General features: G+C 49.9%; 18 protein-coding genes. All 18 read left to right on the top strand.

The annotated features are described in order from the left end of the window. The first annotated feature begins 70 nt into the window (after positions 1 to 70). The 18 genes from ACZ45G_RS30535 to ACZ45G_RS30450 all read left to right on the top strand — a co-directional run bounded on the left by ACZ45G_RS30535 (position 71) and on the right by ACZ45G_RS30450 (position 20,248). Positions 71 to 373, top strand: a complete 303-nt coding sequence (locus ACZ45G_RS30535; RefSeq protein WP_464174413.1) for a hypothetical protein — start codon at positions 71 to 73, stop codon at positions 371 to 373. Positions 374 to 381: 8 nt separating this feature from the next. Beyond that, entirely contained in the window at positions 382 to 876 is a 495-nt protein-coding gene (locus tag ACZ45G_RS30530) for a phage holin family protein (RefSeq protein WP_464174412.1), read from the top strand. 38 nt (positions 877 to 914) lie between these two features. Continuing rightward, entirely contained in the window at positions 915 to 1,226 is a 312-nt protein-coding gene (locus ACZ45G_RS30525; RefSeq protein ID WP_464174411.1) for a sll1863 family stress response protein, read from the top strand. Between the two features lie 57 nt (positions 1,227 to 1,283). Then, complete coding sequence (locus ACZ45G_RS30520; protein WP_464174410.1) at positions 1,284 to 2,195, top strand: ABC1 kinase family protein; 912 nt, start codon at positions 1,284 to 1,286, stop codon at positions 2,193 to 2,195. A gap of 17 nt (positions 2,196 to 2,212) precedes the next feature. Then, a complete protein-coding gene (locus ACZ45G_RS30515) occupies positions 2,213 to 2,926 on the top strand; it encodes a hypothetical protein (protein ID WP_464174409.1) in 714 nt (237 codons plus the stop codon). Positions 2,927 to 2,936: 10 nt separating this feature from the next. Then, positions 2,937 to 3,911 carry a SphA family protein gene (locus ACZ45G_RS30510; RefSeq protein ID WP_464174408.1) on the top strand — a complete coding sequence of 325 codons (975 nt, stop codon included), beginning with the start codon at positions 2,937 to 2,939 and terminating at the stop codon, positions 3,909 to 3,911. A gap of 23 nt (positions 3,912 to 3,934) precedes the next feature. Continuing rightward, entirely contained in the window at positions 3,935 to 4,663 is a 729-nt protein-coding gene (locus ACZ45G_RS30505) for an outer membrane beta-barrel protein (protein WP_464174407.1), read from the top strand. Between the two features lie 47 nt (positions 4,664 to 4,710). Then, on the top strand, positions 4,711 to 5,994 hold the full coding sequence (locus ACZ45G_RS30500) for a patatin-like phospholipase family protein (RefSeq protein ID WP_464174406.1): 1,284 nt from the start codon (positions 4,711 to 4,713) through the stop codon (positions 5,992 to 5,994). 82 nt (positions 5,995 to 6,076) lie between these two features. Continuing rightward, on the top strand, positions 6,077 to 6,895 hold the full coding sequence (locus tag ACZ45G_RS30495; RefSeq protein WP_464174405.1) for a transporter family protein: 819 nt from the start codon (positions 6,077 to 6,079) through the stop codon (positions 6,893 to 6,895). A 61-nt stretch (positions 6,896 to 6,956) separates the two neighbouring features. Then, positions 6,957 to 9,374, top strand: coding sequence for a mechanosensitive ion channel family protein (locus tag ACZ45G_RS30490; protein WP_464174404.1), 2,418 nt, complete (start codon positions 6,957 to 6,959; stop codon positions 9,372 to 9,374). A gap of 68 nt (positions 9,375 to 9,442) precedes the next feature. After that, entirely contained in the window at positions 9,443 to 9,751 is a 309-nt protein-coding gene (locus ACZ45G_RS30485) for a hypothetical protein (RefSeq protein WP_464174403.1), read from the top strand. Continuing rightward, positions 9,721 to 10,797: an AI-2E family transporter gene (locus ACZ45G_RS30480; RefSeq protein ID WP_464174402.1), complete on the top strand. Its 1,077-nt coding sequence runs from the start codon at positions 9,721 to 9,723 to the stop codon at positions 10,795 to 10,797. Before ACZ45G_RS30485 ends, ACZ45G_RS30480 begins: the two co-directional genes overlap by 31 nt. A 42-nt stretch (positions 10,798 to 10,839) precedes the next feature. Further along, complete coding sequence (locus ACZ45G_RS30475) at positions 10,840 to 13,599, top strand: LuxR C-terminal-related transcriptional regulator (protein ID WP_464174401.1); 2,760 nt, start codon at positions 10,840 to 10,842, stop codon at positions 13,597 to 13,599. Positions 13,600 to 13,782: 183 nt separating this feature from the next. Continuing rightward, positions 13,783 to 14,070 (top strand): hypothetical protein, encoded by a 288-nt coding sequence (locus ACZ45G_RS30470; protein ID WP_464174399.1) that lies wholly within the window; start codon positions 13,783 to 13,785, stop codon positions 14,068 to 14,070. 34 nt (positions 14,071 to 14,104) lie between these two features. After that, positions 14,105 to 15,616, top strand: a complete 1,512-nt coding sequence (locus tag ACZ45G_RS30465) for a DUF1254 domain-containing protein (protein ID WP_464174398.1) — start codon at positions 14,105 to 14,107, stop codon at positions 15,614 to 15,616. A gap of 26 nt (positions 15,617 to 15,642) precedes the next feature. After that, positions 15,643 to 17,190, top strand: a complete 1,548-nt coding sequence (locus tag ACZ45G_RS30460; RefSeq protein ID WP_464174397.1) for a DUF1214 domain-containing protein — start codon at positions 15,643 to 15,645, stop codon at positions 17,188 to 17,190. 66 nt (positions 17,191 to 17,256) lie between these two features. Continuing rightward, positions 17,257 to 18,693 carry a DUF1254 domain-containing protein gene (locus tag ACZ45G_RS30455; protein ID WP_464174396.1) on the top strand — a complete coding sequence of 479 codons (1,437 nt, stop codon included), beginning with the start codon at positions 17,257 to 17,259 and terminating at the stop codon, positions 18,691 to 18,693. Positions 18,694 to 18,712: 19 nt separating this feature from the next. Then, positions 18,713 to 20,248 carry a DUF1254 domain-containing protein gene (locus ACZ45G_RS30450; RefSeq protein ID WP_464174395.1) on the top strand — a complete coding sequence of 512 codons (1,536 nt, stop codon included), beginning with the start codon at positions 18,713 to 18,715 and terminating at the stop codon, positions 20,246 to 20,248. Positions 20,249 to 20,553 lie beyond the last annotated feature (305 nt).

The raw sequence follows: 20,553 nt of genomic DNA, 5'->3' as shown, positions 1-20,553 counted from the left end.
GAATTTGAGGTAATTTCAGGTGAGCAAAACGAGCAGCCCATTTCATCACCTCAAGATGGAGATTGAATCAATGATAACAGTATCCAGTGATGCAGAGGATCTCAAGACATTGCAGCGCGAAGCAGATGAATTGAGAAAAAGCCGGGAAAAGATAAGTTCAACTGGTAAGAGTGACGCTCAACCCCAGCAAGAACACGAAAAAGAACCGTGTGAAAAAGAATCTTCAGCGGAAAGTGTGCTGCTTGATCTCGCAGACCAGGCAGAACTATACATCAACGAAACAGAGGAAACGGTGCAGAAGCATCCGATGATATCTTTAGCAGCAGCATTTGTTCTCGGTGTGGTTGTCGGTCAACTTTTTTCCCGCAGATAGGAGGAACAATGAAACATATGGTACAAAGCCTGAAAGTTTTTTGGCGCTCAGAGCGGTTGATCCGGCAGAATGATTTGCGACTTGCCACACAGAAAATCCTTTTCCTTGCACTTGCAGGTCTGGTGGTCGTCTTTGGTCTTGTAATGTTGAGTCTTTCGGTGTTTTTCGCATTGGTACCGCATCTTGGCCAGGCCATGGCTGCAGCGACCGTTGGTGGAGCAGATATTCTAATTGCTGCGATACTGGTGTTCTATGCACGAGCAATCAAACCGGCCCAGGAAGTTAAAATGGTAAGAGAGGTTCGGGACATGGCGATAACCGATATCGAAGAAGAACTTGCCCGTACTGGGGCGGAACTGGCTGCCTTGAGAGATGACCTCCGCAAGTTTATCCGTAATCCAATGGACACACTGTTGCCTGCGGCAATGGGTCCAATACTGAGTGCAGTTATCAAAGGGGTAGGATCTTCGAAAAAACATGCAGATAAACCCGATTCTTCATGAGTCATCTTGTGTGCCGCCAGGGAAAAAGGAGAACAAAAATGATAGCGAATAGTGACGAAAAAAAAGCTGAAAAGCATCCCGTAAAAGAACAGTTGAAAAAAGAAATCGCCCAATGGCAGACAAAAATGGATGAAGCAAAATTACAGCTGCATCTGGGTGCCAAGGAGGTCCAGGATGAGATTCAACCCCACGTTGAGATATTGGCGCAGGAATTAATCCAGGCAAAAAAACAATTGCAGGCGTTTGAAAATGCCGCTGAAGATGCATGGCAGGATATCAATGAGGGGATAAAAGCCTCTTTTCATGTCATGCAGACCTCTTTTGAAAATGCACAGAAACATTTTAAATAAACGGTCACATCAGGAGTTTGGTTTATGGCACAGGACTGATGAAGCAGGAGAAAATTTATGGATTTAGTTTACCTGATTCGCCACCCGGAGCAAGGCAGGCGTTTAAAGCAGATCATACAGATACTGATGCACTACCGGCTGGGCAACTGGCTCAAGGAGATTCCGTTCCAGGCCCTGGGGGATCTTATGGTGGATCCCAAAACAAAGGCCCTTCGGGAAAAACCCTTTCCCGAACGATTGCGCCTGGCCATCACCGAACTGGGACCCACTTTTATAAAACTGGGCCAGGTGCTCAGCACACGCTCGGATTTTGTGGGGCCGGATATCGCCATTGAGCTCAGTAAACTCCAGGCCGACACACCGGCTGATCCCCCGGAGGTAATTCAACGTATCATCCAAGAGGAGCTGGGCCATGGGCCGGAGTCTCTTTTTGCGCAGTTTGAAGCGACTGCATTCTCCTCAGCATCCATCGGCCAAGTGCACAGGGCACGCTTGAAGGATGGACAGGATGTCGTGGTAAAAGTCCAGCACCATGCCATCCAGGAAAAAATTCACATTGACCTGGAACTGTTACTAGAACTTGCCAAACTCCTTCAAGAGTATGTGGCAGATGCAAGGCCCTATCAGCCCGTGGCAACCGTTCGCGAGTTCCGCCGCACACTTTTACGCGAGTTGGATTTTTTCAGTGAACGCCGTAACATCGAGCAGTTTACCAATAACTTTGCCCAGGATACGACCATCCACGTCCCGTTGGTTCACAGGTTGTTGTGCAGCCGCCGTGTGCTGACCATGGAGTTTTTAAAGGGAATCCCCGGATCCAAACCCGAACAGTTTGCCGATTCAGGTGTCGATCTGAATGATTTTTCCAAAACAGCCGCCAATGTTTTTTTGAAAATGATCTTCCGTGATGGATTTTATCATGCAGATCCCCACCCGGGAAATTTCATGCTGCTGGAGGGGGTGTTTTAGGGCTGCTGGACTGCGGCATGGTCGGTCGGATTGACCCTGCCCTGAGGGAGGTGTTTGAGGATCTGCTCCTTCTTTTACTCCAGGGGGATGCCGAAGGTCTTACCGATGTATTGCTCGAAATAGGCTCCCCGCCGGAAGATATCGACCGGATTGCGTTTCGTTCGGATGTCAGCGATCTGCTCGTCGAATATGGTACCCAGTCCCTTGATGAGTTTGAACTGGGCGGGGCATTGGATCAGCTCACGGATATCATCCGGAGACACCGGGTGTTGATGCCGCCTGCGGCCTCTTTGCTGATCAAGACCCTGGTCATGCTCGAAGGGACATCCCGGCTGCTGAGCCCCAGTTTCAGCCTGGCTGAGCTGCTCGAGCCGTTCAAGGAACAATTGATCCGGGAACGGCTGGATCCGCGACGCTGGTTGGTTCGGCTGCAAAGATCTGTAAGGGACATCAACCGCCTGGCAAAAAATGGCCCCCGCAACATTGCGGATATTCTGGACCGTCTTCAGGCGGGCAAACTGAAAATAAAGCATGAACATAAGCACTTAAGGCTGATTGCCAACCGAATGGTGGCAGGGCTGTTGATTGCATCCCTGTTCATGGGCTCCAGCATGTTCATGAACCCTACGGCATCCCAGATGTCTTTGATGTCAAAAATTGGCGCTGCCGGCTGTTTAACAGCACTGGGTCTCGGGAGCTGGCTGCTCTGGAGAATCAGAAAAGAATTATAAGGAGACATACATGAAACGAAACACAACCGTGATGATATTTTCAGCACTGATGCTTATTGTCGGCGGGCTTATCTCTCCTGGCGCATATGCGGACGAAGGCGGGGCGAGTTTCTGGCTTCCAGGGCAATACGGAAGCCTGGCAGCGGTTCCGGCTGAACCGGGCTGGTCCCTTCCCCTGATCTACTTCCATAGCGCTGCAGATGCCAACGGCAGCAAGAGCTTTGAATCCGGTGGGAGAATTAAGGTAGGTTTAGATGTTGACATCGACTTAATACTCGCCGTTCCAACCTATGTTTTTAAAACGCCTGTTCTCAACGGCCAAGCGACCGTCAGCATTGCCGGTGTTTACGGAAAGGCTAATGTTGATTTTGATGACACACTGACAGGTCCGGGCGGGGGCATCCTGTCCGACAGGGAGAGCGATTCACTCACCGCTTTCGGGGATCTGTATCCCTCATTTTCCCTGCGCTGGAACCAGGGCAGCCACAACACCCTGGCCTACACCATGCTGGGAGTACCCGTCGGCAGTTATGAAGCGGAACGCCTGGCCAATATCGGTACCAACCATTGGGCGGCGGACATTGGCGGCGGCTATACCTACTTCAATATGAAAACCGGCCGGGAATTTTCGGCTGTGGCGGGCCTTACCTACAATTTTGAAAACCCTGACACCGATTACCAAAATGGCATTGACGCCCACCTGGATTTGGGGGCATCCCAGTTCCTGTCTGAACAGCTGCATATCGGCCTGGTTGGGTATGTTTATTACCAGCTCACAGGTGACAGCGGCTCGGGCGCAAGACTGGGCGACTTCAAATCCCGGGTCAACGGGATTGGGCCCCAGGTGGGATACTTTTTTATGGTGGGTAAAAAACAGGTCTATCTGAACCTGAAAGGATATTGGGAGTTCGGTGCAAAAAACCGACCGGAGGGGTGGAACTCCTGGCTGACCCTGTCTATACCCCTGGGTGGAGACAGCAAATAATTTAAATTTAGGGAGGAGAAAAAATGAAAAAATTAAAAACCCGATCCATTGGCGTCATCTTGGGGGTGTTGGTTGTTCTGTTTCTTGGCATCACCCAGTCTGCCGCAGGATCTGACTTGGAAGAGGATTGGGAATTTGGTGCGGAAATTTACCTGTGGGGAGCTGGGATTGGCGGTCAGTCGGGCACGGGCAGCAGCCTGGATATCGACTTTGATGATATTTTTGGAGACCTTGAAATGGCCTTTATGGGCGCCGTTGCTGCGCGCAAGGGAAAGTGGGCGGTGATGACGGATCTCATTTACCTGGATATGAAAGATGAAGAGACCATCTCCGGAAATAATATCAGTGTGGAGTTGAGCTCCTGGATCATCACCCCCTCGGTGGGATATAATGTTCTGGAATCAGAACAGGTCCGCCTGAATGTCTTGTTAGGGGTGCGCTACCTTTACCTGAAGACAGAGCTTGGGGTTGACGGAGAGCGGTATAGCGATTCCGGTGATAACTGGGATGGAATCATCGGTATTCAAGGGCAGGTGATGCTGAATGAACGATGGTATCTGCCCTATTACCTGGACATCGGCACCGGGGATTCGGATATGACCTGGCAGGGTAATCTGGGGGTCGGCTACCGGTTCAGCAAATGTGATGTGGTGGTTTCCTACCGGTATCTTGATTGGGATTTTGACGACGGCAAAGCCATTGATAATATGAATATCAGTGGCCCGATGATAGGGGTTAAATTCTTTTTTTAAAAAAGGGTCTAATATTATTCTTTTATATTTGAAACAGAGGTGCTTTCATGACAGAAACTATTTTTCCGGATGCCGTTAATCCGAAAGTTACGGCCGGAAAAGGGGTTAGGACGATGATTCGTCCAAAGATTAAAACCCGATTTTTTATCTGTATCAGCCGGCTGGCTGCCATGGGTATTTTCCTGGCTTTTTTCGGTTGTGCCGGCAAGCCCTTATTGAGACCTGTGCCGCCGGAACTGACCTCACAGGTGGGGATAGAAGGTATCCCCGAGGCCCGTTTCTGGGGGGATGAATGGCCGACTTTCTCTTTGGAAAAATTTGAAACCTTTACCGATACGGATTTCAAGACCCATTATTCAGGTGTCTACGAGAAAAGCCACCATTACCTGGCCATCTCGGGGGGCGGTGCAAACGGCGCTTTTGGGGCCGGGCTATTTGCGGGGTGGACAGCATCCGGGACCCGGCCTGAGTTCGTCATGGTGACCGGGGTCAGTACCGGCGCCCTCACAGCCCCCTTTGTCTTCCTCGGACCGGACTATGATGACAAACTCAGACAAGTCTACACCACCACTTCGACCAAAGACATCATGGAAGAACGAAATTTTTTCGCCTATATTGGTGGTGACTCCATGGCGGATACCAAGCCGCTCAAGTTATTGCTGTCCAAGTACATTACGAACAGCATGGTGAGCGCGATCGCCAAGGAGCACCAACGCGGCCGCCGCCTGTTCATCGGTACGGTCAATCTAAATGCCGGCCGGTCCATGATCTGGAATATAGGTGCCATCGCCTCAAGTGATTATCCTGAAAAACTGGCGCTTATCCATGACATTCTTCAGGCTTCGGCAGCCATACCGGTTGCTTTCCCGCCGGTGGTCATAGATGTAGAGATCAACGGCGGTCAATATGAGGAGCTGCACGTTGATGGCGGTACAGGATCCCAGGTTTTTGTATATCCGGCTGCTGTGGATTGGAAATCGATCACTAAAAAACTCAAGGTAAAAGGTAAACCAAGGGTTTATGTGATAAGAAATTCTTTTCTGGAGACAGATTACCAGAATACAATCCGTCATCTGGTGCCCATTGCCGGCCGTTCCATAAATTCGCTGATCCGAACACAGGGTATCGGTGATCTTTATCAGATATATGCCTTGTGTGAACGTGATAATAATGATTTCAACCTGGCGTATATCCCGGCTGAATTTAACGAAAAGCCCCTGGAAGCATTTGACCCGGTTTACATGGGCAAACTTTTTGATTTCGGATACCAGATGGCAGTTAAGGGGTATCCCTGGGCAAAATTTCCACCGGGTTTTGTAGTGGGAGACTAATATTGGATAGTGTGTGTATTCATCATTTGTCAGCAAGAAAAACAAGTTATCTCTTTAACATTTAACAAAAAAGGAAATTTCAATGAAACCATTTAAATGCAGCCAGGCGTTCGTCATGTTACTCGTTATAGCCATGACTTTATTTTCAGTGTGCCAACACGCCCTGGCCCAGGACCACCAGGAACTTGCAAAAGCATCACAGAACCCGGTGTCCAGCCTGATCAGTGTTCCCTTTGAAAATATTTTCAACTTCAATTCAGGGCCGGAGGACGAAACCGACTATATCCTGAACATCAAGCCTGTTTATCCGGTTGGCATCAGTAAAAACTGGAATTTAATCAACCGGGCCATTGTCCCTGTCATTAGCCAGGGGGAGCGTTACCAGGGGCAGGACCGCCAGTTCGGTCTTGGGGATATCTCCTACCAGGGATTTTTAACCCCCGCTAAACCCGGCAAGGCCATCTGGGGGGTCGGCCCGATGATCACCCTGCCCACGGGCAGTGACGATCGGCTGACCTCGGACAAATGGTCTGCGGGTCCGGCATTTGTGGCACTTGCCATGCCCGGAAAGTGGGTGGTGGGCGGTCTTCTCTACAACATCTGGTCCTTTGCAGGTGACGATGATGCCTCAGACGTCAATACCATGGGATTCCAGTATTTTATCAACTACAACATGGCCGATGGATGGTATCTGACCATGACACCCACCATCACCGCCAACTGGGAAGCCGACAGCAGCAATACCTGGACGGTGCCCTTTGGCGGAGGTGTCGGCAGGGTGTTCAACATCGGTAAACAACCGGTAAATGCAGCACTCCGCGCCTACTACAACGTGGAAAAGCCTGACAATGCCTCGGACTGGAGCCTGAATTTTCAGATCGTATTTTTGTTTCCAAAATAAGAGTGCTCGGCCATTTGTTACAGCCTATGTATAAAAAACAGCATATTTTGCGGGGGATTTTATGAAGCACCTTACCACTTTGATGACCGGCAGGCTCTTGCTGTTCATGGTTCTGGTGATGTCAGGACTCCTGCCGGCCAATGCAGCTGCCGGATCCAGCTCCAGCAAAGACGACACACCGCAGAAGACGGCCCAATTTTTGAATATTGCGGATATCATTCCCGGTTCAACAGCATTGGCCATTCGCTTTCTTGCGTTTGAAAAACAGATTGCCCGACTGCCTGTTTCAGACATCCAAAGCACCGACATAGATGCTGAACTCGAAAGGATAGAAGCAGAAATAAAGTACGCGAAAATTAACAAAAATACCAGTTTTAGCCGGCTCATGGAGACCCGGCAGTCAATTAATGAACAAAAAAAACAATTTGAATTGACCTATACCCCCCTTGACAAGGCCGTTGATGATCTTGCCCGGTGGAGAACCGAGTGGATGGCTGAAAAAACTGTCTGGGAAAACTGGCGGTCCCTGGCAGTGGATGAAACACAACTTGATGTACTCACTGCTCTTGTTGACAAGGCAAATGAAACGGTCAACAGGGCAGTTTCAATTGTTCACGAACACCTTGCTATAATGCTCGCGGCACAGCAGCAGGTGGGTGCCGGGCTGGTTAAAATAAGTGTCATGGAATCTAAAATAACGACTCTTATAGATGAAAAGCGACAAACAGCACTCCTGAAGGCATCGCCTCCCATGTTCACCTTGCAATACCTTTCTCAATTTGGGAAAGGTGAACTCAGGTATGCCGTCCAGCAGGGGGTGTCAGATATTCATTGGCCTGACAGATATTTTTTTTCCAAACATGGCTGGATCATTACCCTCCAGGCCATTGTGTCAATTTTCCTGATGGCTGTGGTCATAAGGTACCGGGCGACCATTGAAGCGTCTTCGCGCTGGCGCTTTCTGGCAGCAAGACCCTGGGCCTTTGGTTTGTTTTCAGGCTTCATGATTACCCTGATGATCTATGAATATCAATCTGCCCCGGCCAGCTGGTCTCTCATCACGAGAATCATCGGCGTACTCTCATTTATACGACTTGTGGGAAGCCTGGTGGAAACAGACTGGATAAAACGTTCCATGTTTGGGGTGACCCTGGTCCTGCTGGTAACCAAATTTTTGGATTTGATGAATTGCCCCCTGCCGATTTTTCGATTATACATCCTGCTGACGTCACTGACCGGCCTTGTCTTCTGTTTGCGCTGGTCAAGAAAAACCCTCCAGGATGATTTCCCGGACTACACCAGGTGGATTTTCCATATATCCGCCGCCTGTTTGACCATTATCGCCATTGCCGAAGTATGGGGAAAAGAAGCCATTGGGCTCTATCTGTTCCTGGCCCTTGTTCGAACGCTGTCAATATCGCTTGTTTTTTTATTGTTCATTTACATCCTCCACGGCGGTTTGGAATGGGTTTTTCAAACCGCTTTTTTTAAACGCCTGAAATTTTTTGAAAAGGATCATCCCAAAAAAATTTCCACCCGCATACAGCAGTTCATTGATGCTGTGATTATATTGATGGTTCTCCTTCCGAGCATGCTTGTTATCTGGGACATCAGCAACGACTTGGGGGCTGCCGAAAAACTGTTGCTGACATCAGGGTTCAGTCTTGGATCTCTTCGAATCAGTTTGGGATTGCTGGTTGTTACAGCCGGTATCCTTTATCTGTCGTTTCTGATTTCATGGATTATTCAGGAACTTTTGATCAACGAATTTATACTCAAGCGTCAAATAAAACGAGGGGTGAGGCTGTCCATCGCCCGCCTGCTTCATTATGCCATCCTGATTACAGGCTTTCTCATGGCGCTGTCAGCCTTCGGCTTTGAGGTGACAAAACTGACCATAATAATCAGCGCGCTCGGTGTCGGAATCGGCTTTGGGCTGCAGAGCATTGTGAATAATTTTATCAGCGGCCTTATTTTGCTGTTTGAACAGCCTGTCAGTGTTGGAGATTCCATTGAATTGGCTGGAACCTGGTCTGAAATAAAGAGCATTGGATTAAGGTCCACGATCGTTCAGACAGCTGACAACGCAGATGTGATTATTCCCAATTCAGACTTGATCACCAACCAGGTCACCAACTGGACCCTGAGAAATCGTTATGTAAGGATCAGAATCCCGGTTGGAGTGGCCTATGGTTCGGATGTGCCCCTGGTGATGAAAACCTTGACCGATTGTGCCGGGGCAAACACCAACGTGGCAAAATTTTTCCCCCCCCAGGTATTGTTTCTGAACTTTGGAGAGAGTTCCCTTGATTTTGAACTTCGGGTCTGGGTCCTTGATGCCGATCAGAGGCTTCAGGTCCAAAGTGAGCTTCATCAGGAGATTGACCGGCGTTTTCGGGAGGCCTCCATTGAAATTGCCTTTCCCCAGCGGGATCTTCGTGTACGGTCCATGGATGAATCGGTGGGTCTGGGGTCTTAAATTTATGGAAAGAAAACAGGGAAAGACTATGCCAAACAGATTGAGTATCTTTAAAAGGAGCGTGGGGTATGCCAGAGAATAAGCCAACAAAAAGAATCTTCCTTGACTCTCAGGTTACCTATCGTATCAAAATCCAGGGCTGCCTTGAAGACATCTGGTCTGACCGCCTGGCTGACATGAAAATCACCATGAACGTTCAGATCGACCAGGATTCGGTGACCACCCTTGTGGGACGGGTAAAAGATCAGTCGGAATTGATTGGGGTACTCAACAGTCTTTATGAGCTGCGCATGCCGATAGTATCATTGAAAATAATACCCGAAAAAGAGGACCGGGGGGGAAATGAATGGAATCTTCATCAAAATTTCAAAATATAGTGATAACCATTGCAGGCATACTCGCCATTTTACTGGTGATGCGGTATGCTCAGGATATCGTGGTCCCGTTTCTATTGTCTTTGTTCATTGCCATCATCATGTCCGGTCCCGTAGACTTTCTCCATAAACGTGGGGCTTCTATAACCGTTGCCGTGTGTAGTGTAGTGGTTCTGACCATCCTGCTGGAAGTGATGTTCACATTGATACTGGGAAATACGGCTGCCCAATTCAGTGATGCATTGCCGGTTTATCAGGAACGCCTCAGCAGCACGCAAGACCAGATTGAGGCATGGCTGATGAGTCGGAAGATCAATATATCGAATACCGGTATCATGGATGCCCTGGACCCTAAACTTGCTTTGGGCTTTGCCAATTCCATCATGGTCCAAGTTGGAGACTTACTGAGCAATATGGCCTTGATTTCCTTTACCGTCCTCTTCCTTTTGCTGGAAGCCTGGAGTTTTCCTGCCAAGCTAAAAGCCATGAAAGGGGTCCAGGCAGGTGAGGTGTTGGCAAAATTTGCCATTGTCATCGAGAGTACCAAACAATATATTGCCATGAAAACCCTTGCCAGCCTGGCAACAGGAATATTGGTAGGGCTCGGGCTGGCCTGGGTTGGCCTGGATTTTGTTATGCTTTGGGTTTTCTTAACCTTTGCCCTTAATTTTGTACCCAATATCGGATCCATTATCGCTGCAGTTCCCGCCGTATTGCTGGCTCTTCTGCAGTTATCCCCCTTTGATGCCCTTATTGTTATCGGCATTTATCTGGGGGCCAATACGCTCATCGGCAGTATTATCGAACCGGGACTTATGGGGCGAAGGGTCGGCTTGTCCACCCTGGTGGTTTTCCTGTCACTTGTTTTCTGGGGATGGGTTCTGGGGCCGGTGGGCATGCTCCTTTCAGTTCCCCTTACCATGGTTATCAAGTTTGCAGCCCAGTCCAGTGAAAACAGTCAATGGCTGGCCGTCCTTCTGGGGTCTGAACCACAAGAAAACAACACCAATCCAAACCCCAAAAGCCCTAGTAACAATGAAAAAATATAGCCAAAAGGCTAAACCGTTTTTATAATGATTAAGGGTCAACGCATGGTTTCTGAATCTCCAAATATACCGCTGCTGCGCACCAAACTTTACCGGCCGCCGATACCCGTCGATCATGTGCCCCGGCTTGAACTGCTGGAGCGCCTGGGTAAACACCCTGACCGGCCCCTGGTAGTGGTTTCAGCACCGGCGGGGTATGGAAAAAGTACGGTGGTCAGTTACTGGCTCGAAGGGTGCGGTAAACAAAATGCATGGTTGTCCCTGGACAAAAATGATGATGACCTGCACCCGTTCCTTGCCTATCTTCTCGCCACAATACGGACGATGTTTCCCGATGCTGTCAAGGAAACCATGGCCCTGATCAATGTGAGAAATCTGCCCCCGGAGGCCCTTTTATCAACTACTCTGGTCAACGAAATAGAGAAGATTGATCAGAAATTTATTGTTGTGCTGGATGATATACATACGATAACCAATAAAGCGGTCAATGCGTTTATCGGTCTGTTAATACACCATCCACCGCCATCAATGCAGTTGGTTCTGGTCGGCCGAAGAGATCCGGTTTTACCCATTTCATCCCTGCGCGCCAGGGGAATGCTCACCGAACTGCGAATGCAGGATTTGCGATTCACTGGGGATGAGATCGTCCAATATTTACAGGCTGCGACAAAATATGAAATTGAAGATGAGATTACCGAGGCACTGGCCAAAAAGACCGAAGGCTGGGTGACCGGGCTGCGCCTGGCGGTCCTGGCGATGCACGGGCAGGAGAATCCCGGACAAAAACTGCTGGAGCTGAAGGGCACCACGCGTTACGTGGTTGATTACCTTGTCAGTGAGGTGCTGGATCAACAGCCGGCCGGTCTAGGCCGGTTCCTAATAGCCATCTCAATTCTTGATCGATTCTGCGCTCCCTTGTGCGATGCCTTGTGCAAGACAGATCCCTTATTGGCCGAGGCCGGCATGGATGGAAGAGAAGTGATTGGCTGGCTGCAGAAAAACAACCTGTTTGTTATTCCCCTGGATACCGAAAATAAGTGGTTCAGGTACCACCATCTGTTTCAACAACTTCTTCAACGACAATTCCATGGAGATAGGATTCGTGAGAAGACAGCTGAGCTCCATGGCCGGGCCGGCGACTGGTTCGAGTCCCGGGGATTTTTGGAGGAAGCGCTTACACATGCGATACAGGGCGGACATGATGAGAAAGCCGCAGATCTCGTGGAAAAATACCGGATCAACCTACTGAACGATGACAAGTGGTATATCCTGGAAAAATGGTTTAGGCTGATTCCAAAAGCGGTTCGTGAAACCAGACCTGCCCTTCTGCTGGCAAATGCATGGAGTGCCTATGAGCGGTTTCAGTTTGAACGGCTTGCCCTGGTCGTTGAAAAGGTAACATCCCTTGTGAAACCGGAAAGTACCGATCCTTCCCTGTTGGGAGAATTGTCCCTGTTGAAGGGTGAACTCCACTACTGGTCGGGAGAAGGGGCTTTGAGCCTTAAGTGTTTCGAGGCAGCGCGCAAACAACTGCAGGAGAAGCAGGGTCTGGTGAGGGGGCTGCTGGAGCTGCAGTACCACCTTGCCCTGTGTATGGCAGGAGATACTGAAAAGGCAATCAACGGTCTGGATGCCCGCATTAGTGAGACAGGGGATCTGGGAGGAATCTATCTTTCGCGCCTGGTGGCAGGGCTCTACTTCGTATACTATCTTTCAGGTGATCTGCTTCGCGGCCGGTTGGAGGCAAAGCGGCTGCAAAGGGTCGCTGCCCACAGCAATATCATTTACACGGAGACCTGGGGTGCTTATATGATGGCTTGCACCCACTTTCAGGCAAATGAGCTGGAGCCGGCGCTGGCGTACTTCACCTGGGTAGTACAACAGCGATATATTATGCATGCCCGTGCAGCAGTCGATTCGATTGCAGGGCTGGCACTGACACAGCAACTCCTTAAACAGCATGACGCAGCATCCCTATCCCTGACCCTGCTGGAAACATTTGCCATGGATCTTGGCGATGCTCAATACGTGAGCATTGCCCATTCCTGCCGGGCACGAGTCGCATTGCTGGGCAAGGATATGACAGCGGCGCTCGAATGGGCACGGACCGCCGATGAGAAGACAGCACCGGCCGGGCTGTTTATGTGGCTGGAAGTCCCCACCATCACCCAGGCACGGGTTTTGATCGCAGACGGTGCTTCGGAGAATATTAAGAAGGCACTTGTTCTGCTTGATCAAGTTCAGCAATACAGCGAGAATTGCCACTTTGTGAACCAGGTAATCGAATGCACGCTTCTGCAGTCTGCGGCCCTTGATAAAACGGGGCACAGGGACAAGGCTCTCACAGCCCTGAACAAGGCGGTTGCCCTGTCTGAATCCACGGGATGGATTCGCCCCTTTGTTGAGGCGGGTCCGTCCATTACCGGTTTACTCAACCAATTGCAGAAGCAAAAAGCTGCTGAAGGATTTATCCAACGGCTGCTGGCTGCCCGCAAACATCATCAATCCGCTGTGGGCGGCAAATTCACCACACAGTCGATTAAATCATCTCCTCAAATCAGCAAATCAGCCCCGCCATCACAACCGCTGGTGGAGCCACTGGTGGAGCCACTGACCCATCGTGAGCTCGATGTACTGGCATTGCTCTCCCAACGCCTGCAAAACAAGGAAATTGCCGAACATTTATCGATATCTTCGGTAACGGTGAAATCCCACCTGAGAAGCGTCTACCAGAAACTCCAGGTTCTCAAACGTCGGGAAGCAGTGCTAAAGGCCACCAGATTAGGAATTTTACCTTTAAAATAAGTTAGACACCCATACCTGGACCCCTTCCACCGACCTTATAATTTTCCGGAAAAAAGATCGGTATCCGCTACTTTTACGCCATTTTTACGCCATTTGGATGGATGCGCACTGCCCCCATTGTAAATATACTAAAGTCGAATACTGAGCGTAATTATCTCTCAAAATAAAAAAGGATACTGAGCAATGCCGGATACAAAAGACGGACAATATTTACGGCCATGGTCCCAGGCATTCTATCGAATTCAAATCGAGGGGCTGCTGGAGGAAAGCTGGTCCGACTGCTTTGCGGGCATGGGGATAACCTACCGGAGGAGAACGGATCAATCGGTGATCACATGCCTGACCGGGCGCCTCATGGATCAATCCGAACTGATGGGTGTGCTGAATGGCCTGGCTGAGATGCACTTTCCGATTCTGATGATCGAGAATATTTCTGAAAAAAGTGAAGCAAATTTAAATCATAAAAAATAACAAAGAGCAAACCTGAAAAGAATGGAGGATAAAAATGAAACCGAAACTGTTTATATCAAGTGCACTTGTTCTATGCATGGTCCTGAGTCTGGCAGACTCCCTGTCTGCGGCACCGCCAACGATGAAAATGACCACCAAAATCCCCGCATCGATCACCATTGCGGACAAGGTGGAAACCCGATTGGGTACCTTAACCTTTGAGGATGGTTTCCCAACTGAAGAGACTGCGCAGAAGATCTACGATCAGCTTGATTTTCAGCGTGCCGTTGAAAGTGTCATGATGACCACACCGGCAGGCTCCCTTACCGGGTTTCGTAATGGGATCAGACAATATGGGCCGGACAACCAGACTGCGATCATCTGGCCGCGTATGGACTCCAAGGTGCAGTTGCTGACGCCGAACACCACGGTGATCTATCTGTTTCTCTGGCTGGATTTGAAAGAAGGACCCATGGTCATGGAAGCGCCGCCGAATGTGCTGGGTCTGATTGATGATTTCTGGTTCCGCTATGTAACGGACTTCGGACTGGCCGGCCCTGACAAGGGCAAAGGCGGGAAATACGTGATTCTGCCTCCAGGCTATAAAGGCGAGGTTCCGGACGGATATCATGTAACCCAATCCCAGACGTATGGAAACTGGCTGCTGATTCGCGGGTTCCTTCAAGATGGGGACGCGGCCCCCGGATTACAAAGCATTAAGGATCACTTCAAGCTGTACCCGCTGGGTAAAACAGCCAGCGCTTCGAAGGTGAGGTATCACGACATTTCGATGAAATTTCTGAATACCATCCATGCTTCGGATGTCAGCTACTTCAACGAAATTAACAAGGTGGTTCAGGAAGAGCCGAGCGAATCCCAAAGTCCCGAAATTCTGGGCATGCTGGCCTCCATCGGCATCGAAAAAGGCAAGCCGTTCAACCCCGATGCCCGTATGCAGAAAATTTTGAAAGAAGCGGCGGATGTCGGTTCAGCAGCGGCCCGGGTGGTGCTGTATCGGAACCGTGATGCTGAAGCAAAGGTCTATCCCGGCAGTGGATGGGAACACCCCTGGATCGGCGGAAGTCATACGTTTACCCGAAACGGAGCCCGGCTGATCGATGCGCGCACGCGCTTCCACATGTATGCCACCGGCATCACCCCGGCCATGGTCACACCAAAGGTAGGCAGTGGCACGCAGTACATTGCCGGAATGCGTGATTCAAAAGGGCAGCCCCTTGATGGCAGCAAAACCTACAAGGTGCACCTGCCTCCCAACGTGCCCGCTAACCAGTTCTGGGCGTTTACGCTCTACAACGTGCAGACACGTTCCATGCTGCAGACCGACCAGCGCTTCCCTGAAATCACCAGTGCTGAAGGGAAAGTGCAGAAAAATGCCGATGGCTCCTACGACGTTTACTTTGGTCCCAAAGCACCAACGGGCAAAAAGAGTAACTGGGTTCAGACCGTTCCCAGCATGGGCTGGCACATGCTTTTTCGACTCTATGGGCCGGAGCAGGCCTGGTTTGACAAGACCTGGCGACCAAGTGAGATTGAGCTGGTGAAGTAACAATAATTGACGAAAGGAGAAATAAAATGAAAACGAAACAACTTATTAGAGTACTGGTAATCGGTCTTATGGTGGCCGGTCTGATGAACAACGCCTGGGCACAGCAAACCGAAGCGGAATTTCAGAAATTAATGCCCATCACTGGTCCGGTTAAAACCATGGGCGGAACCTTCCAGCTCGACCACAGCTACCCGGCGCCGGGTGAAGCTGAAAAAATCTATGATCTCATGGATCACCAGCGGGCTACACAGCTCTATCTTTGGGGATTGCCCTTTGTGGGGATGACACGCTGGCATCAGGGCTATGTAGATAATTATAAAAACTACGACTACAACAAACTTGTCTCAGTTACGACGTTTAACGAGCGACGTGGCATTCTTACGGCCAATGAAACCACCGATTACCTCTTCGGCTTTGGAAATACACTCGAAGGGGCTGTAACCCTGGAAATCCCTCCGGGTCCCCTGGTTGGAATGCTGGTTGATATGTGGCAGCAAAGTCCGGGTGATGTGGGTATCTTCGGACCAAATTCAGGTAAGGGAGGGACTGTTGTGCTTGTTGGCCCTAACACCCCGGCAAACAAAGTTCCGGAGAGAGCTGATGGTGTTAGAGTGCTTAACGTGGAAACCGACCAGTTCATGATGGTTTTCAGGCTGGCAGGAAAACCCGACGAGGTGAAGAGGATGCGGAAAAATCTGAACCTCTACAGCTACGGGGAGAAACCAAAACCAGTGGAAATTATCCCTGGTGAAGATAAGGTTACATTTGAAGTTCAGCCTCGTGGTCTGGCTTACTGGAAAGTACTTCATGAAGCAATTAACAGGGAAGTGGTTCAGGAAAAAGATCTTTTCTTTATGTATTGGCTGAGACAACTGGGGATTGAAAAAGATAAGTCATTCGCCCCAACCGATCGTCAGATAAAGATTCTGGAAGATGCCGTTCGCACAGGTGAACTTATGGCCAAGAGTCTGGTTTACAGCGAGCGAATGAAAGGGGTTTTGCGCCAGAATGATTGGCGAATGATCCTTGGCGGAGTATGGGGGGATGGCATCAAATATACCACACGTATGAAATACTTCGAGACCTTCGATCCGCGTGCCCGTTACACGTATGAGGCAATTACCACTTCCCCGGCAATGACCATGCCCCAGATAGGTAAGGCGCAGTTGTATATCGGTAAGTTCGAAGACGAGAAAGGTGAACGTCTGAAGGGCAAGAATAATTATGTGATCCGAGTAGAAAAGGATGTGCCGGCGAACCTGTTCTGGTCGGTTGTTATATACGACACAGACAGTCGCTGCCTGATCAATAACCGTGATGGAGCAGCCGGCGGTAAGGCCACTGTAGGCAGCAAGGTCGAGGGACTCAGAACAAATGCCGATGGCTCATTTTATGTGCTGCTGGGACCTGATGCTCCACCAAAGGGATGGGAAGCCAATCACGTGCAAACGCTTCCTGGACGAGGCTGGTTTCCTTACATGCGTATGTATGGTGCCACGGAGAAAGCGTTCAACGACGAGTATAAATTCCCGACCATCAACAAGGTTAAGAAATTCTCAGAATACATTAAATAGAAAAGTCGAAGCGGGTGCTGTTCGTGCCCGCTTTGCAGGGCTTTCTACAGAAAGGAGAATATCGACATGAAAACACTTGTATCCCAGGCCCTGGTCGTACTCGTAGTTGTCAGCCTGACAACATCTGCCTGGGCCGTTGGCAACAAGTCCGGTGACGGGCCGTTAACCCAAAAATCAATTCAACAATTTTACGATGAACTTGACTACCAGCGGGCCGTGCAGGCCTATCTCTGGTCTATACCGTCGATGTATATGTACTCGCTGCGCAAGTCCCTGGTCGACACCTTTGGTGCTAGGCCAAACAAGAACGTCCCGCTCTGGGCAGACCTGATGGACAATGAAACCGTCATGCTCACACCCAACAGTCAGGTTGTTTACGTATTTAACTATCTGGATTTAAAAACCGATGGTCCGACCGTGCTTGAGGCACCGCCCAAGCTGGCAGCCATGCTGGACAGCATGTGGGATCAGCCGATCATTGATATCGGAGCGACCGGGCCCGACAAGGGAAAGGGTGGAAAATTTTTGGTTCTGCCCCCGGAATACAAAGGCGATGTCCCGGAAGGGTATTTTGTTGCCCGATCCCCCACCTACGGCGTGATGGTGTTTCTGCGCGGCTATATCGAGAACGGTTCAACGGCGAATGCCGTTGCACGAATGAAGCAAACCCGCATCTATCCCCTTGCGCAAAAGGATAATCCGCCCGGGACGACCTTTCTCAATGTTTCCGGCAAACCGGTGGATACCTTGTTCCCCACCGACGAGCGTCTCTTCACAAATCTGGCCGACCTGGTGCAACAGGAGCCGGTGGCTGAAAAGGACAAGATCATTTACGGCATGCTGGCCACTATAGGGATCAAGAAAGGGGAACCCTTTAACCCTGATGCGCGTATGCAGGGGATTCTGAAAAAAGCCGCCAAGACGGCTCATGGAATTGTGCAGTCGCTTTTCCTGGCACCACGGGATCCGAAAGCCTGGTATTACCCGGGCAAGACCTGGACCCTGCCATTTCAAACGCCGAACGCTTTTTTTGAAGTGGAAGACCGTGTCCTGCTGGATGAGCGCACACAGTTTTTCTACAGCGCCTTTGGAACCTCTGCCGGAATGGTCAAGGCCTTTGTCGGTAAGGGATCAAAATATATCAACAGTTATACAGATAAAAACCGCAAGTTTTTACATGGTGAAAACACCTATCGCCTGGTATTGCCACCGAATGTGCCTGTTAAGGATTTCTGGTCCTTAACCATTTACGACACTGAAACCCGTGCAATGCTCAAAAATGGTACTCGATTCCCCAATATAGATTCATACAAAAAATTGAAAACCAATGGAGATGGGTCCATTGATTTGTACTTTGGCCCTGAAGCCCCGAAGGACTATGAAACCAACTGGGTGAAAACCGTTCCTGGCAAAGACTGGTTTGCTATGATGCGGTTTTATGGTCCGGAACAGCCTTACTTTGACAAATCATGGCAGCTTAACGATTTTGAAAAAATCGAATAGATAAAAGGAAAATATGAAAATGAAAACAAAATTACTTGTTAATCTGATCATGACCGGACTTGTGGCAGTCTGCATGGCAGCACCCGTGTATGCTGAGTCTGCAGCAGAAACGAGAAACCTGTTCAAGGCTGCGGGTCCGAAACAGACGGCCAAAGATTTTAAACCTGCCCCTGACAAGATTAAGACAAACTTTGGCACACTGAAGTTTGAAGGCGGCGCATTTCCCGACAAGGCCTCAACCCAGCGGATCTACGATGAGCTGGATCTTCAGCGGGCCACCCAGGCCTACATGGATTTTCTGCCATCGCTCTCGCTCTATGGTATTATAAAATCCCAGGTTCGTGACTTCAAGTTCAAATCCAGTTCCGATTTCGCAGTGATGGCCGACTTCATGAAACCGAGTGAAAATTACCTGACCGGGAACGACGTGACGGTCTACGCCTTTGCCACCCTTGACCTTAAGGTGGATGGGGCCACCGTCATGGAGATTCCGTCCGGCATGTATGGTAATGCCAATGACGCTATTTTCAAATACCTCACCGACTTCGGCCCCACCGGACCCGACAAGGGTAAAGGGGGCAAGTACCTGTTCCTGCCGCCAGGCTACAAAGGCAAGGTCCCCCAGGGCTACTTCGTGATTCATTCCGCTGGTTACCGGATCTGGGCCATGATGCGTGGCTTCGGCGAAGTAGGCAACGGCAACCAGGCAGTGAACTGGTTCAAAGAACGGCTGAAAGTCTATCCGCTGGCAAGCGGTCCCCGGGACAACACGGTCGTCAATGCTTCCGGTATGGGCGCTAACACACTTACTCCGGAAGATGCATCCGCCTTTACCATGCTCAATGAGATCATTCAGTATGAACCGGCAGAGTTGTTCAGTGCCGAGCAACTGGGTCGTCTGGCATCCCTGGGCCTTGAAAAGGGCAAACCCTTTAACCCAGATGCCCGTATGACCGGAATATTCAACCAGGCAGCCAAACAGGGCGTCGCCATGTCCCGGGCCATTGTTTATGCTTCCCGTGATAAGGAGATCAACTACTGGTCCAACCGGCACTGGGAAAAGATGTTCATTCGCAATACTGAATTTGTTAACAACGGCCATAACGACATCGATGCCCGCACCCTATGGCACTACCAGGCCATTTGTGTTTCACCCAACCTGCTCTCCACAACACCTGGTGTGGGCACGGCCTATCTGACCAGCTTCCGGGACAAAGAAGGTAACTACCTTCTCGGGGACAAGACCTATCGGCTCACCGTGCCGGCCAATCCTCCGGTCAAACGCTTCTGGGCGGTCACTGCCTACGATCCCATGAGCCGCAGTCTGCTGGATTCCGGTGGCAACATCACCGTCAGCAGTACCCGAGGGGTGGATACCAACCCGGATGGTTCGGTGGATATCTATTTCGGACAGAAGGCCCCCAGGGGTAAGGAGAAGAATTTCATCAAGACCGATCCCAAGAAAGGCTTCTTTGTGGTCTTCCGTTTTTATGGTCCCCTCAAAGGTTACATAGAAAAGACATGGACACTGAATGATTTTGAGTTGATGGAATAAATTGAATGGCCCGGATAAACCAGAATTTCATTATTGTACTCGACGTTATCCCCCACAAAGGGGGATAACGTCCCCCCTTTGTGGGGGATGTCTTTTTACACAAAATCTTATACTATAAACACAAAATAAAGCCAAAAGACTAAACTTTTTTAGAATGATTAGGGACAAGCAGCATAATTTTTCTTCGAACCAAACTGTATCGCCCCCTGTAAACCCATAATCATGTGCATCGGTCTAAGTTGCTGGAGCGACTGGACAAGAATAGCCACAAATCATTGAACCTGATTTCTGCTCCAGCAGGTTAC

This window comes from Desulfoconvexum algidum, from assembly GCF_055382125.1.
This window is presented reverse-complemented; position numbering and strand designations above follow the sequence as displayed.

Bases quoted from the DNA above. Each gene is read 5' to 3' on its own strand.
- ACZ45G_RS30460 (WP_464174397.1), top strand. From the start codon at position 15,643: ATGAAAACGAAACAACTTATTAGAGTACTGGTAATCGGTCTTATGGTG.
- ACZ45G_RS30505 (WP_464174407.1), top strand. From the start codon at position 3,935: ATGAAAAAATTAAAAACCCGATCCATTGGCGTCATCTTGGGGGTGTTG.
- ACZ45G_RS30495 (WP_464174405.1), top strand. From the start codon at position 6,077: ATGAAACCATTTAAATGCAGCCAGGCGTTCGTCATGTTACTCGTTATA.
- ACZ45G_RS30465 (WP_464174398.1), top strand. From the start codon at position 14,105: ATGAAACCGAAACTGTTTATATCAAGTGCACTTGTTCTATGCATGGTC.
- ACZ45G_RS30535 (WP_464174413.1), top strand. From the start codon at position 71: ATGATAACAGTATCCAGTGATGCAGAGGATCTCAAGACATTGCAGCGC.
- ACZ45G_RS30500 (WP_464174406.1), top strand. From the start codon at position 4,711: ATGACAGAAACTATTTTTCCGGATGCCGTTAATCCGAAAGTTACGGCC.
- ACZ45G_RS30525 (WP_464174411.1), top strand. From the start codon at position 915: ATGATAGCGAATAGTGACGAAAAAAAAGCTGAAAAGCATCCCGTAAAA.
- ACZ45G_RS30515 (WP_464174409.1), top strand. From the start codon at position 2,213: ATGGTCGGTCGGATTGACCCTGCCCTGAGGGAGGTGTTTGAGGATCTG.
- ACZ45G_RS30485 (WP_464174403.1), top strand. From the start codon at position 9,443: ATGCCAGAGAATAAGCCAACAAAAAGAATCTTCCTTGACTCTCAGGTT.
- ACZ45G_RS30490 (WP_464174404.1), top strand. From the start codon at position 6,957: ATGAAGCACCTTACCACTTTGATGACCGGCAGGCTCTTGCTGTTCATG.
- ACZ45G_RS30475 (WP_464174401.1), top strand. From the start codon at position 10,840: ATGGTTTCTGAATCTCCAAATATACCGCTGCTGCGCACCAAACTTTAC.
- ACZ45G_RS30480 (WP_464174402.1), top strand. From the start codon at position 9,721: ATGGAATCTTCATCAAAATTTCAAAATATAGTGATAACCATTGCAGGC.
- ACZ45G_RS30520 (WP_464174410.1), top strand. From the start codon at position 1,284: ATGGATTTAGTTTACCTGATTCGCCACCCGGAGCAAGGCAGGCGTTTA.
- ACZ45G_RS30470 (WP_464174399.1), top strand. From the start codon at position 13,783: ATGCCGGATACAAAAGACGGACAATATTTACGGCCATGGTCCCAGGCA.
- ACZ45G_RS30510 (WP_464174408.1), top strand. From the start codon at position 2,937: ATGAAACGAAACACAACCGTGATGATATTTTCAGCACTGATGCTTATT.
- ACZ45G_RS30450 (WP_464174395.1), top strand. From the start codon at position 18,713: ATGAAAACAAAATTACTTGTTAATCTGATCATGACCGGACTTGTGGCA.
- ACZ45G_RS30455 (WP_464174396.1), top strand. From the start codon at position 17,257: ATGAAAACACTTGTATCCCAGGCCCTGGTCGTACTCGTAGTTGTCAGC.
- ACZ45G_RS30530 (WP_464174412.1), top strand. From the start codon at position 382: ATGAAACATATGGTACAAAGCCTGAAAGTTTTTTGGCGCTCAGAGCGG.